Genomic DNA, 22,570 nt, shown 5'->3' with positions numbered 1-22,570 from the left:
AGCTATGCCGTCACTCGACCAGCTAGTACGGGGGCCGGATGCAAAAGGGTGATTCTTGATAAACTGGCAAGCTCCGCCAACTGGGTGCCGTGTACCAGCTCTACTGCGCCTAGTATCTATCTCGCTCCGCACGCCAACGCAATAGGAAACTAAACGCCCAGTGTCTTGCGGATTTGTTGGTGTGATTCCCGGCTTTCCTCACGGAACCTCGTCATCGTCCGCTTGAAGTGACCACGAACAAAGTCTGGCTTCTCCAAGCAACCAAGAGTGAGCGATAGAAGCTGTTCCTCCAAGTCGTCTGAAAACGCATCGACGACGAAGTCCTCAAGCGAGGCACGGCTCAGGAATGCCCTCATCCGGTCTTGCGTCACCAGTGGGACCATGGGCACACCGAGCCCGATCGATGGCGACATTGAATGCACTCGCATACTGATCGCTACGTCTGCACCCGCATAAAGACCGTAGAACTCTTCAGTCGAACCAATCCGGCGCAGCCCGGTAGACACTGTATTCTGATGCGCGATTCGAGGCGGCAACATTGGCCACAATTCCGAGATCATTCCGTAATCATCGAGATAGTGCGGCACCAAAATGATATTGGCGTTGGTCCGTTCGACGACAGAGGTTAAGACTCTAGCTACTGCACCGAGAATGCGCTGACGATATTCGGACGCATTGCCGCGGCTCCCAAAACGTAGGTCGGAGTCTTCGCCGTTCGGCGCAAAGATGATGTTGGGACGGCCTGGCTCTAATTCCGCCGCTTCCACTTGCGATTTAGGCACATAGATTGCGGGGTCAGGTACCTCCCGGATGCGCTCGTCGGAAATCCCTAGCAGTTCTTCGAGCCACTGCTTGGTGCCATCGTTGCGGACGGAGAAGAAACAATCTGGCCTGTCCAACAGAACACGAACTGTTTCGCGCAGCTTTTCCAAATGATGGAAGGGTTGGCCGGGCCAATGGCGGTAGGATATTCCGTAAACGATAATCGGCTTGCGCACTTTAGCCCACAGGGGTGGCGGTAGGTCGAGACGCATGCCGCCATTTGCGAGATACGGTCGTCCATTGATTGCGACTGCGGCTCCAACGAGCAGGCCGTCGGTGGCGTTTACCTTCTCGACGAAAGTGTCATCGAACTTCCGCCTCTCGAACGTGTAGTCATCCCAGGGCTCTCGGAGCCATTCAATAGGACCCAGATCCTCGTCGAGCACTCTTTCGGTGCCGAGAATCAGCGCCCCGTTTCCGATATTCGTGCTGAGAGAGTTGGCTAAATGGAGCAGTTTCACTTTGGCAATTCTCGAAGAGATTTGTCGGTTACCATGCGGTTCTACCGCCATCGATCACCAGATTGGCGCCCGTCATGTAACTGGACGCGTCGGAAACCAAGAAAGCCACCGCGGCCATGTACTCCTCTGGCTGAGCCATGCGTCCAAGCGGAATAAGGCTCTCTAGCTTCACCCGAAACCCCGGATCTTGATCCACAAACACGCCGCCCGGTGAAATAGCGTTGACCCTGACGTTCTTATCGGCCCAATACGTTGCCAAATACCGCGTCAGGCCAATGAGCCCTGCCTTCACCACAGAATACGAAACCGGCTTTGCCGGCTGCTGATCATCCGGAACGCCAACTTTGCGATAGAGCCGCTGGTCGGGCCCAATGAGCGCCAAGTCTGAAGCTATGTTGAGTATGACGCCGCTCTCGCGATTAGCCATCTCAGCACCGAAAGTCTGACAACAAAGCATCGCCCCTGTCAGACCAACCGCAATGTCGGCATCCCAAGTCTCCATCGGGTAGTTCTCGAAACGGCTCCATTCGACGCCGGGGCTGCTCGACCCGACATGCGGATTATTTGCAGCATTGTTGATGAGAATATCGATCCTGCCGAACTCCGCTATTCCGGTTTTGCAGGCACCTTCGACATCTTTGCGTTTGCTGATATCCCCAGGAATACCAATACACCTAACTGGAAATTCTTCTTTGACTGCTGCGACAGCGCTCTCAAGCCGCGGCGCATGGGAATCCATGAGTAGGAGGTCAGCGCCCAGAGATGCCAACGCGCGGGCATGGCGTAAGCCGAGCAATCCCGCGGCACCTGTAATGACGGCAACCCGCCCATTTAGATCAAAGCGATCTAGTACCAAGGCTGGGAAAACACTTGTCACAACAATTCCTCTATCTTACTGGACCGTACCTAGGGGTGAAAGGCTCCGGCGTACAGACCTAGTGCCACCCCATCGCCCTCATATACCCTATTGTCGCATCACTTAACGTCTCTCGAGTGCTGAAAATAGGCTCGGCACCTTTTCTTGAACCACAAAAGCATGTGCCACACTAGAGGCCTAGTCATAACTATGATCTTGCCTGCACAATTAGGAAGACAATGGGCTCGATAGAACAATCTGCCGGCGAAGTCCCTTCACCGGGGGAGCAACCCTCGTTTCTCATCGAGATTATCCGAGGCACCCGAACCTTAACGTGGGCTTCCTTTTCGGACGGCTGGTTCGCCGATGTCGCACATGCTCGTTTTAGGCCAAAGCCCTTCTTTGTGCAGATCGACGACCATCGGGTATGCGTTCTTGGCAACCCAATACTCGGCGAATGCATCGATAAGATGGGGGCCGCAAAACTTGTCGCGAGGGGCGCGTCGGATAGCGAACTCTCGGAGATCAACGGGGAGTTCCTCCTGATCCACGCAGATGTTGGCAACCGCACCCTCCGAGCGATCAATTGCCGATTCGCGTATCCGACACTCTACTACGCTGTATTTGACGACTTAGTCGTGCTCGGAACAACTTTTGCTGATGTTTGGGAGCGCCTAGCATCGTTGGGACGGGCTCAACTCGACACCTCGACTGTGTTCGACTTCCTCAACTACAAGAGGGTCTTTGGCGACAAGACACCGGAGAAAAACACCAAGCTATTGGTTCCTTCAAGCATCATCGAAATCAAACTAGGAAGTACGAAAGTTCGTCAGTACTGGAGACCGAACTTCAAGAACAAGTCGCGAATCGGAGTCCAAGACGCAGCAACTCTACTGTTGGAGGGAGTGCGGGGATCGCTTCGTAGGAGAACCAGCGAAGAAGGACGGTATTCCTTATTTCTGTCTGGCGGAATGGATACTCGACTGCTTCTTTCCAGCCTTGAGAGCATCGGAAAAGAGTTTACCTGCTTCACCATTGCAGCATTCGAGAACCGCGAAGTTCGTGTCGCGAAGGAAGCAGCCGCAATGGTCGGCATGCCGCATGTCTTCGTAGCGGCGCCAGAAACCCACTATCAATCAACATTCGCCAGGGCCGCCCGTGTTGGCGCGGGACAATACGTGCCCATGTGCATGTTCATAGGTTTGGAAGAACAGATAGCGCCTTACGCCGACATAGGATTTCACGGCCATGGTTTTGACTACTTCTTCCAAGGTATGTACTTGCCCAGGTGGAACCCACGTATTGGGGGCCACACGCTCTTCTTTCGGCTGCCGCAACACCTGCCCACCAATATCGTTGGCCACTTCGCAAATTCAATTTCTTATCGAGTAAGGCCAGACCACGACTTTTTTGACGCCGCGTTTAGAAAGCAGGAAGAAGAACGGCTGCGTGCCGAACTCGATTCGATCTACGATGAAGCGCTTGATGTTGCAGATGAGCCCACTGATGTGTGGGAGTACCTCTCCTTTTCGAACCTGGCGCGTCACTACTCGTGTGCAGATCATTGGGGAATAAACACGCTGCTCGAACAAAGAACGCCATCCTTTGACAACGACCTTTACCATTTGTACCAAACTCTCCCATCTAGCCTGCGCTTCGACGCGCGCATTCAACGCACAGCTCTCACACTAGCTAGTCCCCAATTGGCAAACTTAGCCGCCGCGAACCACCGATTTCCGATCCGATATTCTTCGGCCCGACGCACCGTGAGCCAGATTGAAGACTTTGCGTTGCGACGCCTGGGCCTTCGCGAGGAACCAGGAGACGACAGATTTGAACGCATGGGTATTCCATACGACCACCTGCTCAAGACGCAGTGGAAGCCCTTTCTTGAAGATTTTGTGAAAGGACCGTCTCTAGAGGCGCTAGATTTTCTTCAGAGGGACCGACTCCGAGTATACGTCAAAGATATTCTCGCCTCACCGGCGCTGCCTGACTACGGAACGAGCCAAGTGTTGGTTGGGCTATTGACCATCGACCAACTCTTGCGCCGACTTTAGTCGGCAAGGGATTCGCCTTGCTGCATCTAAAGACCGCAGCCAGTCCAAAGGGCTTTGTCGTTCTGATGGGCGGAACCGTTTCGATCGCGCTTCTCGTTAGGACCGGGAATCAATTGGGCGAATTGGCTATATCGGTCGTTCCACACTTTTCCGGAATGGGGGCCTCGGCAGGGGGAGCGTTTTTCGTTGTGCCCGAAGATTTTCTAGCAAAGCCCCCCATACGGGATGTTTATTGGTTTTTCCGAACCGACTTTCACGGAGGCTAGGTTCGGGAGAGTTCTTCAGACCGCTGCGTTTGTGGAGAGCGACCTCGTTTTGACGGCGCTCTCCATAGCTCCTGTTTACCGTTCTTGGCGGATGCCTGTTTCAATGTTGCTAGTCAGCGTGTTTGCTGTCAGTTGGATGCTTGTGGCAACGTATTCACCTGTTGTATTGAAACTGGGTTCAGCCATACGCTGCAGGACCGGCTATGAGTTGCTTGTTCTCTTGATCATATTTTCGCTCATCTCCCGTGATGCGTCCGTTCATCTTAGACCGAGTTCGGCAGAACATTCGTAGCCACGGACAATAGATAAATCAGCCAGCACATGAACAACCTCCTCGATCAGGCCCCCCTCTGTGTAGTTGACGTGGGTTGTGCCGGCGGAATCGACCCGACATGGCGACATGCCGAGTGTGGCGGGGCGATGTTTTTTTTCGGTTTTGAAGCCAGCCCCGAGCAGTTCGCAAAGCTCGCTGACAACAGCGCTTCATTTCACCAAATAGCGGTTTCGAATAGGGATGGCGAACTCGAGTTTCACGCTTCCGGGACCGTTGGATCAGTAAGCGAGCGACCGGATCGAGAGCAATTATTTGGAGAGTCGTTTACAAAGGTCACAGTTCAATGCCGAACACTGATCTCCTTGCGCGCTGAGGGTGTCGTCCCATCACTTGACGTCTTGAAGATCGATGTCGAAGGGCATGAGCTTGAGGTTCTGGAAGGCGCTAAGGATTTATTGAAGAATGAGACAGTGGCTGTGAAGCTCGAGTTCCCGTTCGACACATCTAAGAAAGGTAGTTTCGTCGATTTGCATTCGCTTTTGGGTCATGCTGGGTTTCGGCTTTTTGGGCTGTCTTATGGCCAAGATTTAGTTGGCGCGATAGAAGGCGGCGACGGAATTTACCTAATGTCTATTGAGAACATTCTGGAAGGACCCAGGCCGAGGCAACGAGTCATCAAAGCGTTCGCGAATGCGATCTGCATACGACAGTTTGATTACGCCCGGATCCTCGTTACTCGGGCGACTGAGAACGGCATTATTGAGGAATCCGAGGCCCGCGTGTTGCGAAGGCAATCAGATCGGCTCGTGGCACTTACCGATATTTTTCCGTTTTCATTCGGTCGCGCTGCGGCCTTTGCGGGGTTGCTTAGTCAGTTGCTGGCCGGTCGGTATGCTCGGGCAAAGTCGACGCCGAAGTCTAACCGTCTTGTGCCAAGCAAACGGCTTTTCATACCGATCAACCGGTTCTTTCGGGCAAAACAACGACTGAAAGCGGCGCGCGTTCTCGATGTCCATCGCATCAAGTACGCGAGTGCTTCGCGCGATGACACGCCCAGGTAGTTAGGAGGTGCGGGAAGCCTGGGGAAGCTTGGAGTACTCTTCGGCTTTAGCTTCGAACCCAATGAAGCGGAATAGATCGTCACTGTCGGCCCCTACCCAAGCTTGATCTATACCGCCTACACACCCTGCGTCCAAAACCACTAACGGATCTTCCGCGAGAGTCGTTCTAATACTCTCGTGCAAGGTGACGGCCTTACGGAACTTCAGCAAACGAATCCTTTAGATTGGCTTTGACCGGCCCTCATGACTGATCCATCTGGACTGAGAGAGTCCGAACAGTTTCAGGGAAAGGCGATTTGGCCATAGACGGCAAGATCGCCTGTGGTGCCGGCGGCCGGCATCCGAGCGCCGAGCCTGGCCAGACAGTGTTGTAGTGACGCCGCCACCGATCGGTCGGGACCTCGACCAGGGTGTAGAAGAACTCGCCGCTCAGCCTCTCGTTCCTGAGCTCGCCATTGCAGCTCTCGTTGTAACCGTTCTCCCATGGACCGCCCAATTCGATGAACAGTGTCTTCACAACCGCGGTCGCCATTCCCGCACCGCGATCGGTGGTTGTCGCCGATCGGTTTATGCAGAGTCGCGTAGTTGCCCCAGAACGCAAGCGCCCCGGCGTCCACACGAGACGGCATTGTAACGGGCATGACAGATGCAGGCACAAGAACTGTGGGACCGATTTCGCTTTCCTCGGGTGGTGGTTTCTTGAACCGCTCGGTTGCGCTGAACGGGCGTAGAACCCCTTGCCCCCGGTTTGGCGCCGAACCTGCAAACACCGTTAGATATCACTTATCACTCGGCTGCGATGCTAGCGCCTATAGCCAAATAGCTTTGTCCCGAGACTGTCCGGACTCTCCCATGTAACTGAACCAGGCGAAACCGCCTGCCCGGGCAGGTGTAGCCGCTCATTCGTGAGACGCTGGAACAAAATGCTCATTTATCGCTTCTGCTAGTCGTTCACTGACGTATCTCCGTCCCGCGTATTTTAGGTGTTCGCATGCGCACCCTGTATCGGCAAACATTTCCGGCTCAAGGTCAAAGGCAAGATTAAGATAAGGCGCACCGGTCTTGGAGAGCCACGTATCGATCGCCGCCACGTTCCTCCTCATGGCCTCAGCGAGCGTCGGCCCCCGAACCCGCTCGGCCTCCACTATATTTACCGGCGTTATGTAGACTAAGGGGAGGACGCCGTTAGAACGCAATTCTAGGAGGAAACTGGAAAGAGACTCGAGAAGGGGATGATCGCGCTTCACGTCAAAGAGATAGTTCATTGTGAACTTTGCATGCAGAGCGTCATCATGCTGTTTCGTCTCATTTGTGCATTCGAGGCTGAGGGGAACATTGCTCGTTCTCGAGGAAAGCTCAGCAATCGTTCCGTACCGTGTACCGCCGGCCTCGATTGGCGAGTCGAGAAAACTCCCGGATTCCAACTGTTCCCCGGCGATGCTTGAAAACACGAACGACGGCAACCCGCTCCAGTCGCCTGCGACCAGCCGCGCGTACTGCATTTCCGTTTCGAATTGCCACCCTGGATTCGCAAACCATATCACTGAAAAACTTCTTAGGTTCAACGGAACAATCGCCAATCTCGGCGCGCTTCCCTCCTTATCGAACAACCGAGCTAGGGCCGAGAATTGTCGGACGGTGTAACCGGCACTCGCGATAGTCACGACAGATTGACTGGTCCTCTCGCGAAGGAGGGTGTCGATACTGTCCGTATTCGCTTCGCAAGACGAATAGGCGCGCAACACTGAATCGCCAAAATAGGCAATCCCGACTGGTTCGCGGCCAATTTTGACAAGCGTATCCCTCACGATCTGGCTCCCGCCAAAGAGGAGAAGGAAGAACACGAGCATTATGGGCGCGGCAACCGCTGGAATTGCGACGAGGTAAATGAGTATGTAGCGCCATTTCTTCCTTGTTAAGTCGACAGACTCAGTGGCACCCCGATGGACCGTGATTCTTGGTGTTTCTCTGGCGGGCTTTTTCATCGGTCTCGATAAAATCAGAATTGGTAGTAGATGAACTCACCGCCGCGGTAGACCAAGGCGAACCCTAGTGAATACCCCGCCGCCGTAAGGAGACCGGTACGCCACGAGAAAGCAAATCTCTCGGCAAGCTCTACCGAGTTTCGGAACACCGTGACAAAAATAAGGAGGCACGGAATCAGAGCAAAGGCGTACTTCACCGACTCCCAGTCTATCTTGGTGAACCAGTAGGTGCTGAACCGTACGTCGAATACGCTCAAATTTCCAAGTAGAGGCGCCAGTTGTGGCGGTAAAACGATGCCGTTGAGGCCAATCATGGCGCGCAGAATGGCGAGCGCATCAGCAAGCGTGTCCGCGCGAAAGAAGACCCAAGTTACCACCACAAAAAGAAAGGTTGTTGCCCAGGCGAGTGTCGATGGCAAACGAAGTCCGTGCAGCGACCAAATTCGATGGAAAACCATGGCGGCACCGTGAAGCGCGCCCCAAATAATGAACGTCCACCCGGCGCCATGCCAGAGGCCACCGATTAGAAAGGTCGCTGCTAGATTTAGGTATACCCGAGGCGGCCCGTTCGCATTGCCGCCAAGTGGGATGTACACGTAGTCGCGCAAAAAATTCGATAGCGAGATATGCCAGCGCTGCCAAAAATCGCGAATACTTTGTGCTTTGTAGGGCGAGAAGAAATTAATCGGCAACGCAATGTTGAACATGAGGGCCGCGCCGATCGCCATGTCTGCATAGCCTGAAAAGTCAAAATAAATTTGGAACGTGTAGGCGAGCGCTGTTGTCCATGCTTCGATAAAATTCAGCGATTGCGCATTGCCGAAGCCTTGCACGACCCAAAGGGAAAGCGTATCCGCGACCGCCACCTTTTTCCAAAATCCGATTGCGAAGATGAACGCGCCCTTGGCGATGTTGTCGAGATTCGGGCCCTGTAAGGCACTTTGCGCGAACTGCGGCATCATCTCCTTGTGATGCACAATTGGTCCGGCAATCAGTTGGGGGAAAAACGCGACAAAAATGCTGTAGTCCAAGAGGCTGTTCTCCGAGGCGCGCCCCCGGTAGGCATCCACGAGGAAAGCAATTTGCTGGAAAGTGAAGAAGCTAATTCCCAAGGGAAGGACGACGGACACGAAACCGACCGACCCCCCCCAAATCGTTCAGATTGTCGATCAGGAAGTTTGTGTACTTGAAGAAACCGAGCAAACCGAGGTTGACGAGGATCCCTACGACCAAGAGGGATCGGGCCGGGGCGTCTCTGGAATGTGACGCGGATAGCAGATTCCCGACGGCGTAGTTGAACAACGTTGAGCCGACCAGCAACGGCAGGAACCGAACGTCCCAATATGCGTAGAACACCAAACTGAACCCATAGATAGACAGCTTGGCGAGTCGCGGATATCCGAGGCTCCGGAGACCAAAAAAAGTTGCCCCGCTTGCTGGCAAGAATAGAAGGACGAACTCCGGAGAACTAAAAAGCAAGGTCTGTACTCTTTGACATCGAACCAATTCTGCGGCTTTGGGCACGCGGAGCGGTCATTCGCCCCGCAGTTTGTAACACGGGGACAATAGTCATTCTTGTGAAAATCTACCCGCGTTCGCGCGAGGGTTGAAGCCACGCGAATAAACCGGGGGCGTCCAAGCCGTAGAGAAAAAGGCGACCCTCTGAAGCCTAAAGCGGCGCGTGCGCCTAGCGCGCAAGACCAGCTCCAGGCCGGTGCTTGCCAGGTTGTAAACGGATTCACGTCGTCGAGCCTTAGCCGCCCGCGTTTTGGCTATTTCGTCGTTACCTTCAGCCCCTCACGTCGCCGCCAAACCTCGGCCTCACCCAACTTCCAGATGATCTCTTGTGGCGCGTAGTCTCCGGCTCAACTCACCCTCCGAAGGGTCAAGTTAGCCGGACTCTCTCAGTTGGACTCCGCAGCCGAACGTAGGCCAACCTCGACGTCAAAACGACCAACAGAACGAAAATCAACAATTCATAGCCTGTTCGGTATCGAATCGCCGTTCCAGGATTCATTACGCCTAGCGGGTAGGTGCCAATAAGCAACCAAAATAAGGCCAACAATACCACCATCAGACTCGCAATCGGCGTTGACCACATCCTTGCGCCCAAGAAGATTAGAATAACCAAGACCAGGATCGAACTTTCAACGAAAGCCGCGAAGTGGAGGATTCCGCCTCTGGCTTCCTGCATTGTTGGCCCGAAGACGGAGAGAAACATTCCTTCCGGGGCCTTCGACAGAAAATCCGCTTGCTCGAGGAAGAATGCCGCGCGGGTTGAGTTCCCCATACCTCGGAAATGTGGCACGACTGAGAGCGCAAGATCGCCAAGGACTTCTTGATAGCTAAGGAGTATGGCGATAGAGAAAAGGCTCAACACAAGGAGCACAAAACCGGCTTGACGAACGTTCCGAATAATTGTCGGTGCGAAGAGAAGAATGATAAGCGCCGGTGCATAGTGCGGCTTGTAAGCAACTACCAAGGCCAGAGACATTGCCCGCAGCACTATGCTGTAACTGCCCTCCAGCGACTGCCGAACAACCGTCGAAAGAAATATCCCCATTGCGAAAACCACAATGGCTTCCTTACTCGCAACGGACGACCATATTGTGAATGATGGAAGTACGAGCACGAACAACAGAAATATACGTGGCCGTGGCGGGAGAGACCTGAGTAAGGCAACTAGGCCGACGAACGCGATAGTCTGGAATCCAAGATTGATCAGGAATGGCGACCCCCCAGACGCGAACCGAAATATCGCCCCCATAGAATCCGTGAGGGATGTCGACAACACACGTACAAACCCCGTGAAATCGCTAGGGTACCTGGTGGAAAAGAGAGAGAAATCGACGGTTTGGTATCTTGATGAGTCGCCAAGAGAGGTCAGCGCAGATACAACATTTTGCGCGAAGAACGACACGAAACTGCGATAGAACCACAGGACTGCGTATATGACGCCCCAAGAGTATTTCACCTTATCCGCTCCTGAGCGGAAAAAAGGACCGTCCGATCAATGAACACAACAAAACCAATATTGGTGACTGGCGGTGCCGGCTTCATTGGGAGTCATCTATGCAAATCTCTAGTTACAAAAGGGCAGGATGTTCTTTGCCTTGATAATTTCTATACCGGGTCGGTTGAAAACGTCGCCGAGTTGCAAGGCCACGACAATTTTCGCCTGGTTGAGCACGACGTGACCAAAACATTCGAAACATCCGTCGGTGCAATTTACAATCTGGCATGCCCCGCATCGCCTATACACTACCAGCGAGACCCCGTACAGACGGTGAGGACGAGCGTTCTGGGTGCCATCAATATGTTGGACCTCGCATTGCAAATGGGATGTCGAATCTTCCAGGCATCCACAAGCGAAGTCTACGGCTCACCCGAAGTGCACCCCCAAACTGAAAGCTACAACGGGAATGTGAACCCGATCGGGCCGCGCGCTTGCTACGACGAAGGTAAACGATGTGCTGAAACCCTCTTCTTCGATTACGCGAGACAATTTGAACTTAGCGTTCGTGTTGCTCGGATCTTCAATACCTACGGCCCGAGAATGCAACCAAACGACGGTAGGGTTGTCTCGAACTTCGTGATGCAAGCGCTCCAGGGCGCTCCAATTACCATCTATGGCAAAGGCATGCAGACGCGCTCGTTCTGCTACGTCGATGACATGGTCGCTGGATTGGAGGCGATCATGAATCTCGCGGACCCCGTTACGGGTCCTATTAATCTCGGAAATCCGCACGAGATCACCATGTTGGAGCTGGCTGAAACCGTATTTCGCCTTACTGGGACAAAGGAAAATATCACCTATCTCCCGCTCCCACCGGACGATCCCCCGCAGAGACAACCGGACATTTCGCTGGCTAAGAAATGCTTGAACTGGGAACCGACTATTTCACTGGAAGACGGCCTAACCGAGACTATCGCCTATTTCAGGCAGCTTCTCGCGTAGGCGACTACGACGGAGAACGAAATAGGGCAACCATTGTGACTAGAAGTAACATTACGCCCGCCCCTATCGCAGCCCTCAGTCCAACCATGACCACCACGTTGGGCTCTTCGAAATTTGACGACACAAACTCTGGTTCGATGATTCGCGCCGCATAGGGCAAATCTGATTCCAGCATCATTGCTTCGCGCTCCGCGGATGTCAGAAGGTTGATGAGCGCCTGACGGCTATCGACGAGACGCACCTCCGAAAGCTGTCTAGAAATGTAATTGCGCCGCTGAACCGACTCGACAAGGTCTTGTGCTCGCGTCCTACTGTCGGCTGCGCGGTAGGCAATGGACAATACCCTCAGAGCGATTTCAGGGTCCGGGTGTCGATAACTAACTTCATGGAATCCTGGCGTTTCCGAGGCCTCGAATTTGATACTCCCGGCGAGATAGCTCGCGAGGTCCTCTTCGTCGGGAGCTGACCAAAGCGACAACCCAATCCATCTCCTGAAACGTTGCTGCCTTTCGAACTTCTTGCCCTCCGGGCGCAACCATTGCTTGCTTTCCTCATCCCAACCACCAAAAACGACCTGCATTAAATGGTGTTCTCGTTGAAGCTCTCTGGCGAGACTCAATGAACCAATTACAACTTGCAGCCTCCCGAACGCTGTCGCGTTTCCGCCTCCTATATCGCCGCCAAGCCCCAAAGCTTCTCCAATCGCAAGACTCGCGGCACTACCCCCGGAGCTGCTCCCAGCATCAGGTTGAACGATCATCGAAGCTTTATAGACCGGCGTCGTATTCTTGACGGTTTCTAGCCCAAAATATGCGCCTACCAAACCTGCCAGAACCGCCAACCACGACCATCGCAGCCAAATCTTGGCCAACCATCGTAAGTCAATAAAATCACTCGAGAGAGATGCTGGCGGCAATGCCTGCCCTGGCCCATTGTTCACTTAGCTCGCTCCATGTCTCAACTATTGCCTAGTCACTAACTAATTGAAAGTGACCTGAATAGGCGTCAATTGTTTGCTTAACGATTTTCTTGACGTCAAACCTCTGCTCAGCGACTTGTCGGTTGGCCATGCCGAGGCGCCGGCAAAGATCACGGTCAAGTAAAAGGCGCTTCACGTGTTGGGCCACCGCTTGCGGATCTGACGGCAGACAGGTGAAGCCGTTTATACCGTGGTCTACAATTTCGCCGCATCCGCCCAGATTACTAGTGACAACCGGACGGCCCAATGATGCCGCCTCCATCAATACCTTGGGAACGCCCTCGCGATAAATCGTCGGCAAACAAAAGACACTGCATTGTGAAAGAGTAGCCGCCATGTCGTCTCTGTACCCCCACCACTCAACGACTCCCTCTGTTACCCAAGCCTCCAATTGCTGACGAGGCACCGAGCGCGGGTTTGCCTCTACCGTTTTTCCAACAAGGACAAAGCGGGCGCTGACCCCGTCCGCCTTGACTAATCTCGCAGCCTCGACGAAGACACCTACGCCCTTTTCCCACAGAAGACGCGCTGCAAGCATTACAATCGGTTGTTCGTTGGGAATCGGCGTAAGGGGATACTCGGAGACAGCTACGCCCGATCCCTGAATTACTACGATCCGAGCGTTCCGTACGACGTCCGCTACCGTCTTCTGATCATCAGAGTTTTGGACAAGTGCTAGGGACCGCCGACCGGAGAGCGATAGACGAAGAACAAGGCAAACTATCCAGCGGCGAAGACGTACCCAGGGGCCGACTTCATCCGAGAAGACTTGACCCAACCCGGTAAAGCCACTCACAACCAGCGGGATCCCCAATATGCGCCCAATCAACCCACCATAGAGAACCGGTTTGATGGTAAGCAAATGGAGGATGTCCGGCCGCAAACGTTGCACCAAGCGGAAGATTCCCACGATTGTTGCTAATTCCGCCAACGGATTTTGCCCTCGGCGGCTCAGCGATATTGTGTGCATCGTGAAGCCGATCTTGGCTAATTCGGCGGAGTCGAATTCCTGGGGCGCCCAGGCGTGATCGGCTGGCGCTGCGATATGGACCTCATACCCGCCCTCAAGAAGAGCCTCCCCAAGTGCGCGCCGATGCGAGAGAAAAAAGAACGCCTCATTGACGACGAACAGGATTCGCTTCTTTTGGTTACTCAACGATTCATTGTCGGGCTGTCTGTCAGTCAAGCAGTCGATCCCAGTCCTTAGAGACATTGTCCAGATTTCCGCCTGCCGTCACGTCATACAAACGCGGAACAATCCCCAAGAGCTGACCGCCGTCTTTGGTTAGCGGGCGAAAGGCAAATGTCCCAGAACGCGTCGTGGAGCGAACTGAAAGCAGATCAAACGGTATGACCACGAAAAATCCTTTGTCGAAGCTACCCTCTCCAAATACGGCAAATGGCATGTCAGTGAGGGTCGCCCAGGCTCCCACCCGAACTCCGCCAGCGAAGACCCGAGAAAACTGGAATTTCGCACCGATGTCGCCCGCTAGAAAGCGACCGATATTGGCCTGGGCTAGGATATCCTTGAATGGAAGGTCGTAGTAGAGATTCACATGTCCGGTGGCGACCGAATAATCTCGAAATGTAAACCGTTGATCGAAGTCGCGCTGCCGCACGTAGTTCAAGTCGATGCCACCCGCGAACCTCGATCCAAATGGCCTGAAAAGGACCTCTCCACCGAAGCCCCCAAACATATCTTCGAAGTATCCTGCCGAGAGGCGAGCATACAGATCGGGTGCTGGCGAAAACATGTAATCGGTCTGCAAACGTATCAGATTATTCTGGCCCTGCTGAAGGTACTCCCTGATGAACGATCGAACTCGAGGTACCTGACTTGCCGGCGGATCTACCGTCAACCGATTAAAGTTATTGGTGACGTCCGCGCCGACAGAACCGCTGATCGAGAGACCTGGAGCTAGCTCCACACGCCCAGAGAATGCAAGGAACAACTGATAGAGCATGAAACCATCTCTTGACCCAATATGCTGCCGCAATCTCGGGCCGACTGAGTAGTCAAACGCTGGAAATCTTGTACCGTTATGGATGATGTTCGACGACTCTTCGTCAATGGCAGGCGGAAGGACCTGTGCCCGTACCCAAACCTCTTCAGGGCTGCCGCTTTGTGAGACAGCCATTTCGAGATCGTGCCGCAGAATTGTTATTCTAGATAGCTCCATCCCTGCGGCACTCAACACAAGGGTGATCAACTCAATATCGGGAGGCACATTGTTTGCCACGACCCGGGCGGCGCGCCCGACACTTCGCGCAGTCTGGCGGTACTTCGTCGGTGAAAAATGGAGAATTGCCTCACCTTCGCGAAGCTCAAAGCCTTCAGCCGCTAGGCCTTCTTCGTCGAGTTCCTCAAATATCCGCGTAGCAATCTCATGGGTAGGCAACGGTCGGCTTCTTGGCTGAGAAACGGGCGCCGAGACTGGTGCGACAGATCGCACAACGCCGACCCCCTGGTCCAACGGTCGCGACGTTTGCGCACCCGGGCCCCCGGTAAAACTCACAGCGATGTGTTGCGCGTCAGGAAACGAATGCTCAACGAATCTCGCGAGCAAACTACCCATATCGTCAGCACTCAAACCCGAGATGTCGTTGTTAGACTGAAAATTTATATCGAGGAAGCCACCCTCAAATGAGACACTATCTAAAACCAAGCCTTGTCTCGTAAAGTCAGCGAAGACCGCGTTCAAGTCCGAGTTTGCGTCGTTATGTTGGCTCTTTCTCGGCAGCACAACTGGCCCACCACCGGTGGAGGCTAGCCCCGCGAGGATCGCTTTCCGTGGCTTTAGTTCGGGCGGCGCTGGATCAATCTTCGGGATCCCTTTATCGTTAAAATTCGCCCTAAGGGATACGCGCACCATCCAGAGTTCACCACGTTCGCGCGATGTCGAAATTTCGATCCAAGGGAACGGGCGATAGTTGAAGCCAAAATTGAACTGCGAAGTCGAGGGCAGGTTATTGTTGATCGGCTCGCGGCTGTAATTGTTGGGATCGTACTCAACCTTCAAAGCCAATCCCTTGATCGGCGTTTGGTATTCGACGCCTCCAAAAATGCCGATGTTAGCGCCTGAAAACCACGCACCTACCGTCGGCTGACCGCCCTGAGATGCGGTATTGACTCGAGATTTGAACCCGTCAGACAAAGAGATTAGGGGATTTCGGATTTCGCTTGTGCCAGCCAGGTAACCCCAGCCAAGGCCCGCCGAGACATCGAAGTCAAACCATCGCTTGCTCGCGACTATGTACTCGCCGGCAAACAAGCCTGTTCCCAATACGTCCTGAAACCCCACCGCTATTTGCGGGCGAAAACGCGTTTCGCGCAGCAACAGTGCCTTCGCATCAAACGCACGGTCCTTAAATGACGAACCGCTGAATACGCTAGATCCACCGTCAAAACTTCGATTGAGAATCGATGTATATCGAAACGTGGCTTCCAACCAGGGAAGCGCCTGGAGGCTCAGATTATAGCGATCGTAAGGAAACACTCGGGAGAAGGCGACGTCCGCCTGACCATCGCGCCAAAACCTTGCCGTCCGAGTCTGGAATAGACCCACTCCACCAAAATCGCTGGCAGAGGGTTCCCACTCAGGGCTTTGGCCCAAAACGGGTGGCACGTAGCACAACAAGACGGCTGTTATGATAGTCGAAAGGCGGAATAAAGCGTTCACACCTCCCGCCGCCCCCGTTCAACCGCAATCGTTCCGAAGCAGATCAAGTCTATTGGTTGCTGATTACTGCGAGAGACGCGGCTGTGATGGCAAGTTGGCTAAGAACGGATGCAAGTTCTTTAGACACAGTGAGCAGGCTGAACGGCGTTGCGTCTTTCGGCACAACGATGGTACTGCCGGGCGGTACTTTGACAGGCGTGAAGTTAAACGCATTCACCGACACCGGGGTGGCAACACCGTTGGGGAAAACAACGAAAAGGCGTTGTCTGTCTGCAGATTGTTGAAATCCGCCAGCCTGACGGATGTACCGGTCCGGAGTTGCGCCGGCGACGAACTGCAATGCGCCTGGATTCAATACATCTCCGGTCACGAGCACCGACGCCGGTCGACGTGGGATGACAATCTGATCCCCGGACTCTAAGACAATGTCAAGTTCCGGTCGCACTTGAAGTACGGTTGGGTCGGCCTCTATCACGACCCGACCGGTTGCTGGAGACGCAGCAACAGCGCGCGTCAACTCCGCGAATGATTGAATCGCCGACGCAGGAATCCCGCTATTGGCGGCGGCGACGCCCACCGCGGCATTCAGTTCGCGCGCCAGGCGTTGGAGTGCTACGCGCTCCGCCCGTTTGACGCTCTCGCGAGTAAAAACTGCGCCAAAAGAATACGCCTGAGCGGTGAGCCCCCCCGCTCTCGCCACGACCGACAACAGACGCTCGCCGCGTCGAATATCGTAAACACCCGGTCGAACAAACTCGCCCCTCAATTTGACGGAACCTCCATCAAGATCGCTGAAAGCACGACTAACGCGGATAACATCTCCGTTAGCCACGGCGCGTGCCGCATCTTCGGTTGAAGTTAGATCCACAACTTGACGGGTTACGTCTCCACCGGGCTCACCGAATTGCATGAGTTCGACACCTTCTAAGTAGGCACGATTAGTCGCTCCCCCCGCCAGCGACACCATGCCCCCAAGGCTAACTTCATTGGAAACTGGATATAGGCCAGGTCGACGAACCTCCCCGTGAACGACGACCCCATGCTCCAGAACGAAAGGCAAAAGATTTGGGTTCTGCTCGTACACAGAGCGGCAGGTGTCTTGTTGGCCGCCTCTCGTTGGCAAGACGCCAAATTGCGTCGCATTGGAAAAGCGTGTGCCCCCAGATTCTCTGACGATACGCTCCAGCTCAACGAGGCTCTCGCAGGACTTAGCAGGTTGGCGCGTCGTCGCAGATGCATCACTAACCTGCTGCGCCATTCTTGGCGAAGGTTGAATCTGGGAGACCAATCCCTGCAACGAACCGAGAGTCGGCGAGGCTCCGACCGAAGCACCTACGGTGTCCGCTTGCGGTGGCGAAAAGTCCTCCCTCTGTTCCAGATCGACATCCGAAAGAGCTGCGTGGACTTCAGGTGTCATCAAATAGCGGACATCATCGACACCGAGCACAATGAGCCGGTCCTGATCACGCAGGGAATAGTCTTCCAACCCTGCACCGACTCGCTGCAAATCGATTGGAAAGTAGCGTCGCGCGCCGGTGCTCAAGTCAACGGTTTGCAAGATAGCGAGTGCCTGGTAGGAGTCCTCTCTCAGCGCACCGCCGCTACCAAGCAACTGGCCCACCGTCGCAGTCGAAGAAAGCGAGCGCGCCCCAGGCACGGTTACCGCGCCGAGTAGTTCGACTGTTCCAAGGTCCCTCCCCTCGGCGCGGCGCACACTTATGATATCCCCCGCACCTACCTCGAACTCGTCGCGATCGTAGTCGGTGATCAGGTCGCGCCCTGAGCCCTGAGTACTGCGTACCGAGAAGATATTACCGCGAGCCCGTATTGTTCCTCCAGCAAGGCGAACGGCCGTACGCGCGTCAATCGCAGCCGCGCCCTCAGGCATCTCGAAAATCCCAGGTCGCTTGACGTCTCCAACGACGGCAACGGTTTCTTTAATCCCGGGAACGCGAATAACATCCCCGTGGTTCAACATGACAACCGGGATATCGCTGAGACCGAACAGGAGGTCGTATAAGTCCAGCCAACGTACTTCCGACCCGCGCTGAATGGTCACCTGTCGCAAGCTACCGGTTTTCTTGATACCACCGGAAAGGTTAATAGCGTCCAACGCCGTTGATAGCGCGCTAAGTTGCTTGGCCCCCGGCGAGTTCACTTCTCCGACGACGAACACCGAAATCGATCGGACCGCACCGAGAGAGACGAGCGCCTCGGAACCAACGAACGCAGTTTCGACCCTCGCCGTCAATTCTCTTCGAAACTGATCAAGCGTGAGACCAACTGCACCGATTGGATTAAGTTCGGGAAGGATCACCCGACCTTCGGAGTCTACAGTCACGGTCCGTGAAAATCCCGAATTCCCAACAACCGTAACAATGAGTTCGTCGCCGACGCCTAACGTGTAGTCCTCCCGCGCAGCGCCCACCCTCAAAGTCGGCTCCTGCGGGATAGACCCGAACGCGCCATACCCAGCAAGAAACGAGGGAGATTCGATGCGGCGGCAGTAGTCTCGCTCAAGTGGCGAAAAATTCGATATCGTCCTGACGAAGTGATCTTGCTCTTCCGTCAGCTCTGATCTGCAAAATGCTCCAATCAAAAGCAACTCGTCCGAGGAAAAGGACCGGCTAACTTCTTGACCTACCCGGGTCTCTCGCCGATCAGAAGCAAGCTTCGAAGCGTTTTCGCGTGCGTCGTCGAGCAGATCGCTTGCGGATGGTCCCCCAAACCCTCCTCCCTCCTCTAAGACTCTCAGTGACTCCAGCAAGGCACCAACAGGAGAGCGGTCACCAATCCCTTGCCCCGAAGCAACTCCGTGAGTGAAAACAATTGCTGCAAGGACTGAGATGATAAGGAGGTGTTTTAGGCAAAACGTCATGCAATTAGCACCAAGCATCGGGTTTCACAGAGAAGGTAATCTAAGTATTGTTATATAGCACCCCTAACCGCAAAGCCGCCAAACCTTGAATGCTCCAGATCGTTTCGTGAGACACCTCGGGACCCGTCGGGCTTTTCTTACTGGCGCTCTCGGCTTTGGATTGGCAAGTTGCGGAGGTGGCTTAGGTGTTGACGTGGTTGGCGCGATCAAACTCACCGCTTTCGGCCAACCAGATGTTCCAATTTCACGCGACCTCGTCAACCAGGTTCCTTATGCTTCGATCGCCGCCAAGATCGGCCGAGGTCCACGCTCCCTCTTGGTCCTTTGGCGCACCGAAAGAACTGAACTGCATTGGCTGTCCGCCGATGGGGTTGCCATTGTGACAAGCGGCGGTCGCGTCGTTCGGACCGCTGGTCTCCCAGAATCCATCCGCTCAACGATTTTTCAAGAGCCGGACCCTGTTTCAACTGGCCTTCACCTAGAGTCGAACCGAGTTTCAGCCTCTCGAGAAGTTGATCTGGCGCCGGATGGGGTTACGACCTGGACATCCAATTTTCGTTTGGTTGGTCCTAAAAAGATCGCAATCGCCGATATCGATTTCGAAACAATCCTGGTCCGCGAGCACGTCAAGGTGCTTGGTACGAATTGGAATATTCAGAACCTATTCTGGGTGGATCCGGTTGACGGATTCGTGTGGCGATCGCGGCAAACAATTGCGAGAACATTCCCGCCGATCGAAATAGACGTATTGAAACCAGCAATAATTTAGCAAAAAAAAGGGCACCCGAAGGCGCCCTTTTTCTAGAATTAGGCTCAAACTAGTTCGACGTGGTCGCTGCGGTGTTCGTCGCGGTCGTCGTTGTGGAGGTCGTCGTGGTGTTGTCGTCGGTCGCTGCCGCAACAGCCACAGCGATCGCTGCCGCCACGGCTACCGCCGCTGCGATCGCACCCGCGCCGATACCACCGGCTGCACCAGCTGCACCAGCACCACCACCGGCACCACCACCCTGCTGCTGACCGGCTGCCGCGCCCTGGCCGGTCTTGAAGACCTGGGATTGCTTATTCACGGAGGCCGCATCGGCCGCAAAGACCATGCTCGGCGCGCCCGCCATAAGGGCAACCACGCTCAAGGCCGTGAGAGTTTTCTTTACAAACATGTTCGGCGAACCTCCTAAGAAACTTTGTGCAAACTATTCGTTTTGCGCGTTACGTACAATAGCCATCGACCACGCCGACGACCGAATACCCGCTTCTTGGAGGCCGTCCGCAATTTCAAGCGAGAGATTAGTGGGGCCAAACCGGCGGTTCAAGCCGGATTTGTGGTTTTGACGCGCGAACAAGCGGGCTGTTGCAATCATGCAACAGGCCCCGCGCACAAAAATCAAACGCTTTGTCCGTCAGTAGCTTAACGCAGCGAGATGAATCGATCTGTCAGCGTCGGACGACAAAGCGGGCCGCGCGCCATGTGGAGCCGCGCAGCAAAATAATTCGGTAAGTCGCGAGGGTATCGCATGATCGAACGGCAAGCTCTCGAGCGCACACTAAATAAAAACCCAATACTCGTTACTTGAGTTCGCGACGCTATTATTGTACCCGTTGTGCCGTCGCTTGCTTAAGGAACGAAAAAATCGCCGCTGCCGCACCCGCATCGCCCAAAACGTCATGTGCTGCATCGTCGCGCCCAGCCCCCACCACCAGCGACTGCGATCCCGGCCTGCCCTCCATATATAACCCGCAGTGCCCCTGCTGGCCCGGCGTATTGGCCGGCGCGTAGAACGGGTCGTCCGCGCGCACGATGGCCAATATCGGCGTGCGCAGCGGTGCATCGATGCCGGCGACTAGCGGGGCGCCGGTGCAGGTCCATTGCACGATCACCCGGGCATTGAAGACGTCGGCGCGGAACAAGGCTGCCGTTACGCCGCCTTCGCTCGCGCCCATCAAAAACAGATTGTCGAGATCGACCCAAGGCAGTTCGTGGAGCCGCTCCAGCGCATAGGTCAGTTCGGCCGAGCGGAAGTCATAAACAAATAGGTTGCGCCCGCCGCGCTGCGTGCCGGGCTCGCATTGCAGAGGGCGAAAGGTCCGGGCAAAGCTATCAGGCGCGACCACGGCAAAGCCCTGTCGCCCGAGATCCTCGAGGAACGGCAGATTGCCGATCCCGGTACAACCATGCAGAAAGACAACCGTCGGGAAACGGGCCCCCGACGGTAACCGTCGCACCGTGCGCTCCAGCGCCCGACTTGAGCGCCGCGCCACCAGCGGGCCATCGTCCGACGCCGTTGCGGGCAAGACGACTAGGGCCTGATTCCAAGTTCGCTCGATATCGGCCCCGCCTGCCGGCAACCCCGATGCACAGCTGGCCAAAACCAGCAAACCCAGCGCGAGACAAAACCGCAAACCGGAGCCTCCCCATCCGACCGTCGTCGGGCTTCGCGCGACCTGCCTCATGATGCCGACGCGGCGACCACCCACCAGGTTGGCCGCACCGCGCGAATCGCGGCCGCGGCGGACTCGGCCGTCGGCATAGACTCGAACAATCCAAAGCATGTCGCGCCGCTCCCGCTCATGCGCCCTACAGTGCACCCAGGTTGCTGCTCCAGGAACTCGATGCTCTGCGCGATCTCCGGTACGAGCGCGATCGCAGCCGCCTCCAAGTCGTTGCGCTGGCCCTGGACCCACGATTGGATGGTCCGCTCGCCAAGGGGTGCTGCCGCTGCGCCGTATCGGTGAGTCTGCGCGAACACTCGTCCCGTTGCGACCGCCGCACCGCAATTGACCAAAACCAACGCCAACGGCGCGTCGAAATCGACCGGCATGACGACGTCCCCAATGCCCGACATCTGCGCGGCACGACTACGCAGACAGACCGGCACGTCGGCACCCAGCGCCTGGGCAACGGCGGGAAACGCCATCGACGGACCGGTCTCCCACAGACGGGCCAGTCCGCGCAGGACGGCCGCCGCGTCGGCGGACCCGCCGCCCAGTCCGGCCGCCACCGGTAGATTCTTGGTGAGATGAACGTGGACGCCGTCGCCGCGGCCAAGTGCGTCACCCAGCGCGGCGACCGCGCGGGACGCGAGGTTCGACGAATCGATCGGAACGTCCTGAGCGAACGGCCCGTCCACCGTGAGCCGGTGCGTGTCGTTCTGGCTCAGTTCGACCGCGTCGCCGACTTCGGCAAAAACAACCAGCGAATCGAGATCGTGGTACCCGTCCGCACGGCGACCCAGAACGTGCAGGAACAGATTGACCTTGGCCGCCGCGAACTCGTGCACCGTCATGATTATGTG

General features: G+C 55.4%; 16 protein-coding genes and 1 pseudogene. 4 read left to right on the top strand and 13 right to left on the bottom strand.

All coding sequences use genetic code 11. The features are described 5' to 3' along the window. Positions 1 to 149: 149 nt before the first annotated feature. Both RID42_07420 and RID42_07415 read right to left on the bottom strand, forming a co-directional pair. Complete coding sequence (locus RID42_07420; GenBank protein ID MEQ8247497.1) at positions 150 to 1,283, bottom strand: polysaccharide pyruvyl transferase family protein; 1,134 nt, start codon at positions 1,281 to 1,283, stop codon at positions 150 to 152. A gap of 28 nt (positions 1,284 to 1,311) precedes the next feature. Then, the gene (locus tag RID42_07415) at positions 1,312 to 2,160 is read right to left on the bottom strand and encodes an SDR family oxidoreductase (protein MEQ8247496.1); all 849 of its coding nucleotides are present in this window, start codon (positions 2,158 to 2,160) and stop codon (positions 1,312 to 1,314) included. A 218-nt stretch (positions 2,161 to 2,378) separates the two neighbouring features. On the opposite strand from RID42_07415, the gene RID42_07410 reads away from it, so the two are divergent. Beyond that, entirely contained in the window at positions 2,379 to 4,199 is a 1,821-nt protein-coding gene (locus RID42_07410; GenBank protein MEQ8247495.1) for an asparagine synthase-related protein, read from the top strand. Positions 4,200 to 4,786: 587 nt separating this feature from the next. Continuing rightward, the gene (locus RID42_07405) at positions 4,787 to 5,800 is read left to right on the top strand and encodes an FkbM family methyltransferase (GenBank protein ID MEQ8247494.1); all 1,014 of its coding nucleotides are present in this window, start codon (positions 4,787 to 4,789) and stop codon (positions 5,798 to 5,800) included. Between the two features lie 241 nt (positions 5,801 to 6,041). Here RID42_07405 and RID42_07400 read toward each other — a convergent pair. From RID42_07400 to RID42_07385, 4 genes and pseudogenes are all read right to left on the bottom strand, one after another. Further along, positions 6,042 to 6,317, bottom strand: a pseudogene (locus RID42_07400) (transposase). A 382-nt stretch (positions 6,318 to 6,699) separates the two neighbouring features. Continuing rightward, the gene (locus tag RID42_07395) at positions 6,700 to 7,785 is read right to left on the bottom strand and encodes a hypothetical protein (protein ID MEQ8247493.1); all 1,086 of its coding nucleotides are present in this window, start codon (positions 7,783 to 7,785) and stop codon (positions 6,700 to 6,702) included. A 14-nt stretch (positions 7,786 to 7,799) separates the two neighbouring features. Continuing rightward, positions 7,800 to 8,915 (bottom strand): MBOAT family O-acyltransferase, encoded by a 1,116-nt coding sequence (locus RID42_07390; GenBank protein MEQ8247492.1) that lies wholly within the window; start codon positions 8,913 to 8,915, stop codon positions 7,800 to 7,802. A 755-nt stretch (positions 8,916 to 9,670) separates the two neighbouring features. Beyond that, entirely contained in the window at positions 9,671 to 10,360 is a 690-nt protein-coding gene (locus tag RID42_07385) for a hypothetical protein (GenBank protein MEQ8247491.1), read from the bottom strand. 438 nt (positions 10,361 to 10,798) lie between these two features. Between RID42_07385 and RID42_07380 the strand changes: the two genes are divergently transcribed. Further along, a complete protein-coding gene (locus RID42_07380) occupies positions 10,799 to 11,743 on the top strand; it encodes an SDR family oxidoreductase (GenBank protein MEQ8247490.1) in 945 nt (314 codons plus the stop codon). Between the two features lie 4 nt (positions 11,744 to 11,747). Here the strand turns inward: RID42_07380 and RID42_07375 are convergent, their stop codons facing one another. From RID42_07375 to RID42_07360, 4 genes are all read right to left on the bottom strand, one after another. Continuing rightward, positions 11,748 to 12,683 (bottom strand): hypothetical protein, encoded by a 936-nt coding sequence (locus tag RID42_07375; GenBank protein MEQ8247489.1) that lies wholly within the window; start codon positions 12,681 to 12,683, stop codon positions 11,748 to 11,750. Between the two features lie 28 nt (positions 12,684 to 12,711). Beyond that, complete coding sequence (locus RID42_07370) at positions 12,712 to 13,908, bottom strand: glycosyltransferase family 4 protein (GenBank protein MEQ8247488.1); 1,197 nt, start codon at positions 13,906 to 13,908, stop codon at positions 12,712 to 12,714. Next, complete coding sequence (locus tag RID42_07365) at positions 13,901 to 16,348, bottom strand: YjbH domain-containing protein (GenBank protein ID MEQ8247487.1); 2,448 nt, start codon at positions 16,346 to 16,348, stop codon at positions 13,901 to 13,903. The genes RID42_07370 and RID42_07365 overlap by 8 nt, the downstream gene beginning before the upstream one ends. A 103-nt stretch (positions 16,349 to 16,451) precedes the next feature. Beyond that, positions 16,452 to 19,280: an SLBB domain-containing protein gene (locus RID42_07360; GenBank protein ID MEQ8247486.1), complete on the bottom strand. Its 2,829-nt coding sequence runs from the start codon at positions 19,278 to 19,280 to the stop codon at positions 16,452 to 16,454. A 193-nt stretch (positions 19,281 to 19,473) separates the two neighbouring features. Between RID42_07360 and RID42_07355 the strand changes: the two genes are divergently transcribed. Continuing rightward, entirely contained in the window at positions 19,474 to 20,049 is a 576-nt protein-coding gene (locus RID42_07355; GenBank protein ID MEQ8247485.1) for a YjbF family lipoprotein, read from the top strand. A gap of 49 nt (positions 20,050 to 20,098) precedes the next feature. Here the strand turns inward: RID42_07355 and RID42_07350 are convergent, their stop codons facing one another. The 3 genes from RID42_07350 to RID42_07340 all read right to left on the bottom strand — a co-directional run bounded on the left by RID42_07350 (position 20,099) and on the right by RID42_07340 (position 22,561). Next, on the bottom strand, positions 20,099 to 20,437 hold the full coding sequence (locus tag RID42_07350) for a hypothetical protein (GenBank protein ID MEQ8247484.1): 339 nt from the start codon (positions 20,435 to 20,437) through the stop codon (positions 20,099 to 20,101). A 427-nt stretch (positions 20,438 to 20,864) separates the two neighbouring features. After that, positions 20,865 to 21,827, bottom strand: coding sequence for a hypothetical protein (locus RID42_07345; protein MEQ8247483.1), 963 nt, complete (start codon positions 21,825 to 21,827; stop codon positions 20,865 to 20,867). Then, complete coding sequence (locus RID42_07340; protein MEQ8247482.1) at positions 21,725 to 22,561, bottom strand: 4-(cytidine 5'-diphospho)-2-C-methyl-D-erythritol kinase; 837 nt, start codon at positions 22,559 to 22,561, stop codon at positions 21,725 to 21,727. The genes RID42_07345 and RID42_07340 overlap by 103 nt, the downstream gene beginning before the upstream one ends. Positions 22,562 to 22,570 lie beyond the last annotated feature (9 nt).

The organism is Alphaproteobacteria bacterium, from assembly GCA_040216735.1.
In the GTDB taxonomy this organism is placed as follows: domain Bacteria; phylum Pseudomonadota; class Alphaproteobacteria; order SHVP01; family SHVP01; genus CALJDF01.
The sequence above is the reverse complement of the archived record's forward strand: the minus strand, read 5'-3'. Positions and strand labels throughout refer to the sequence as shown.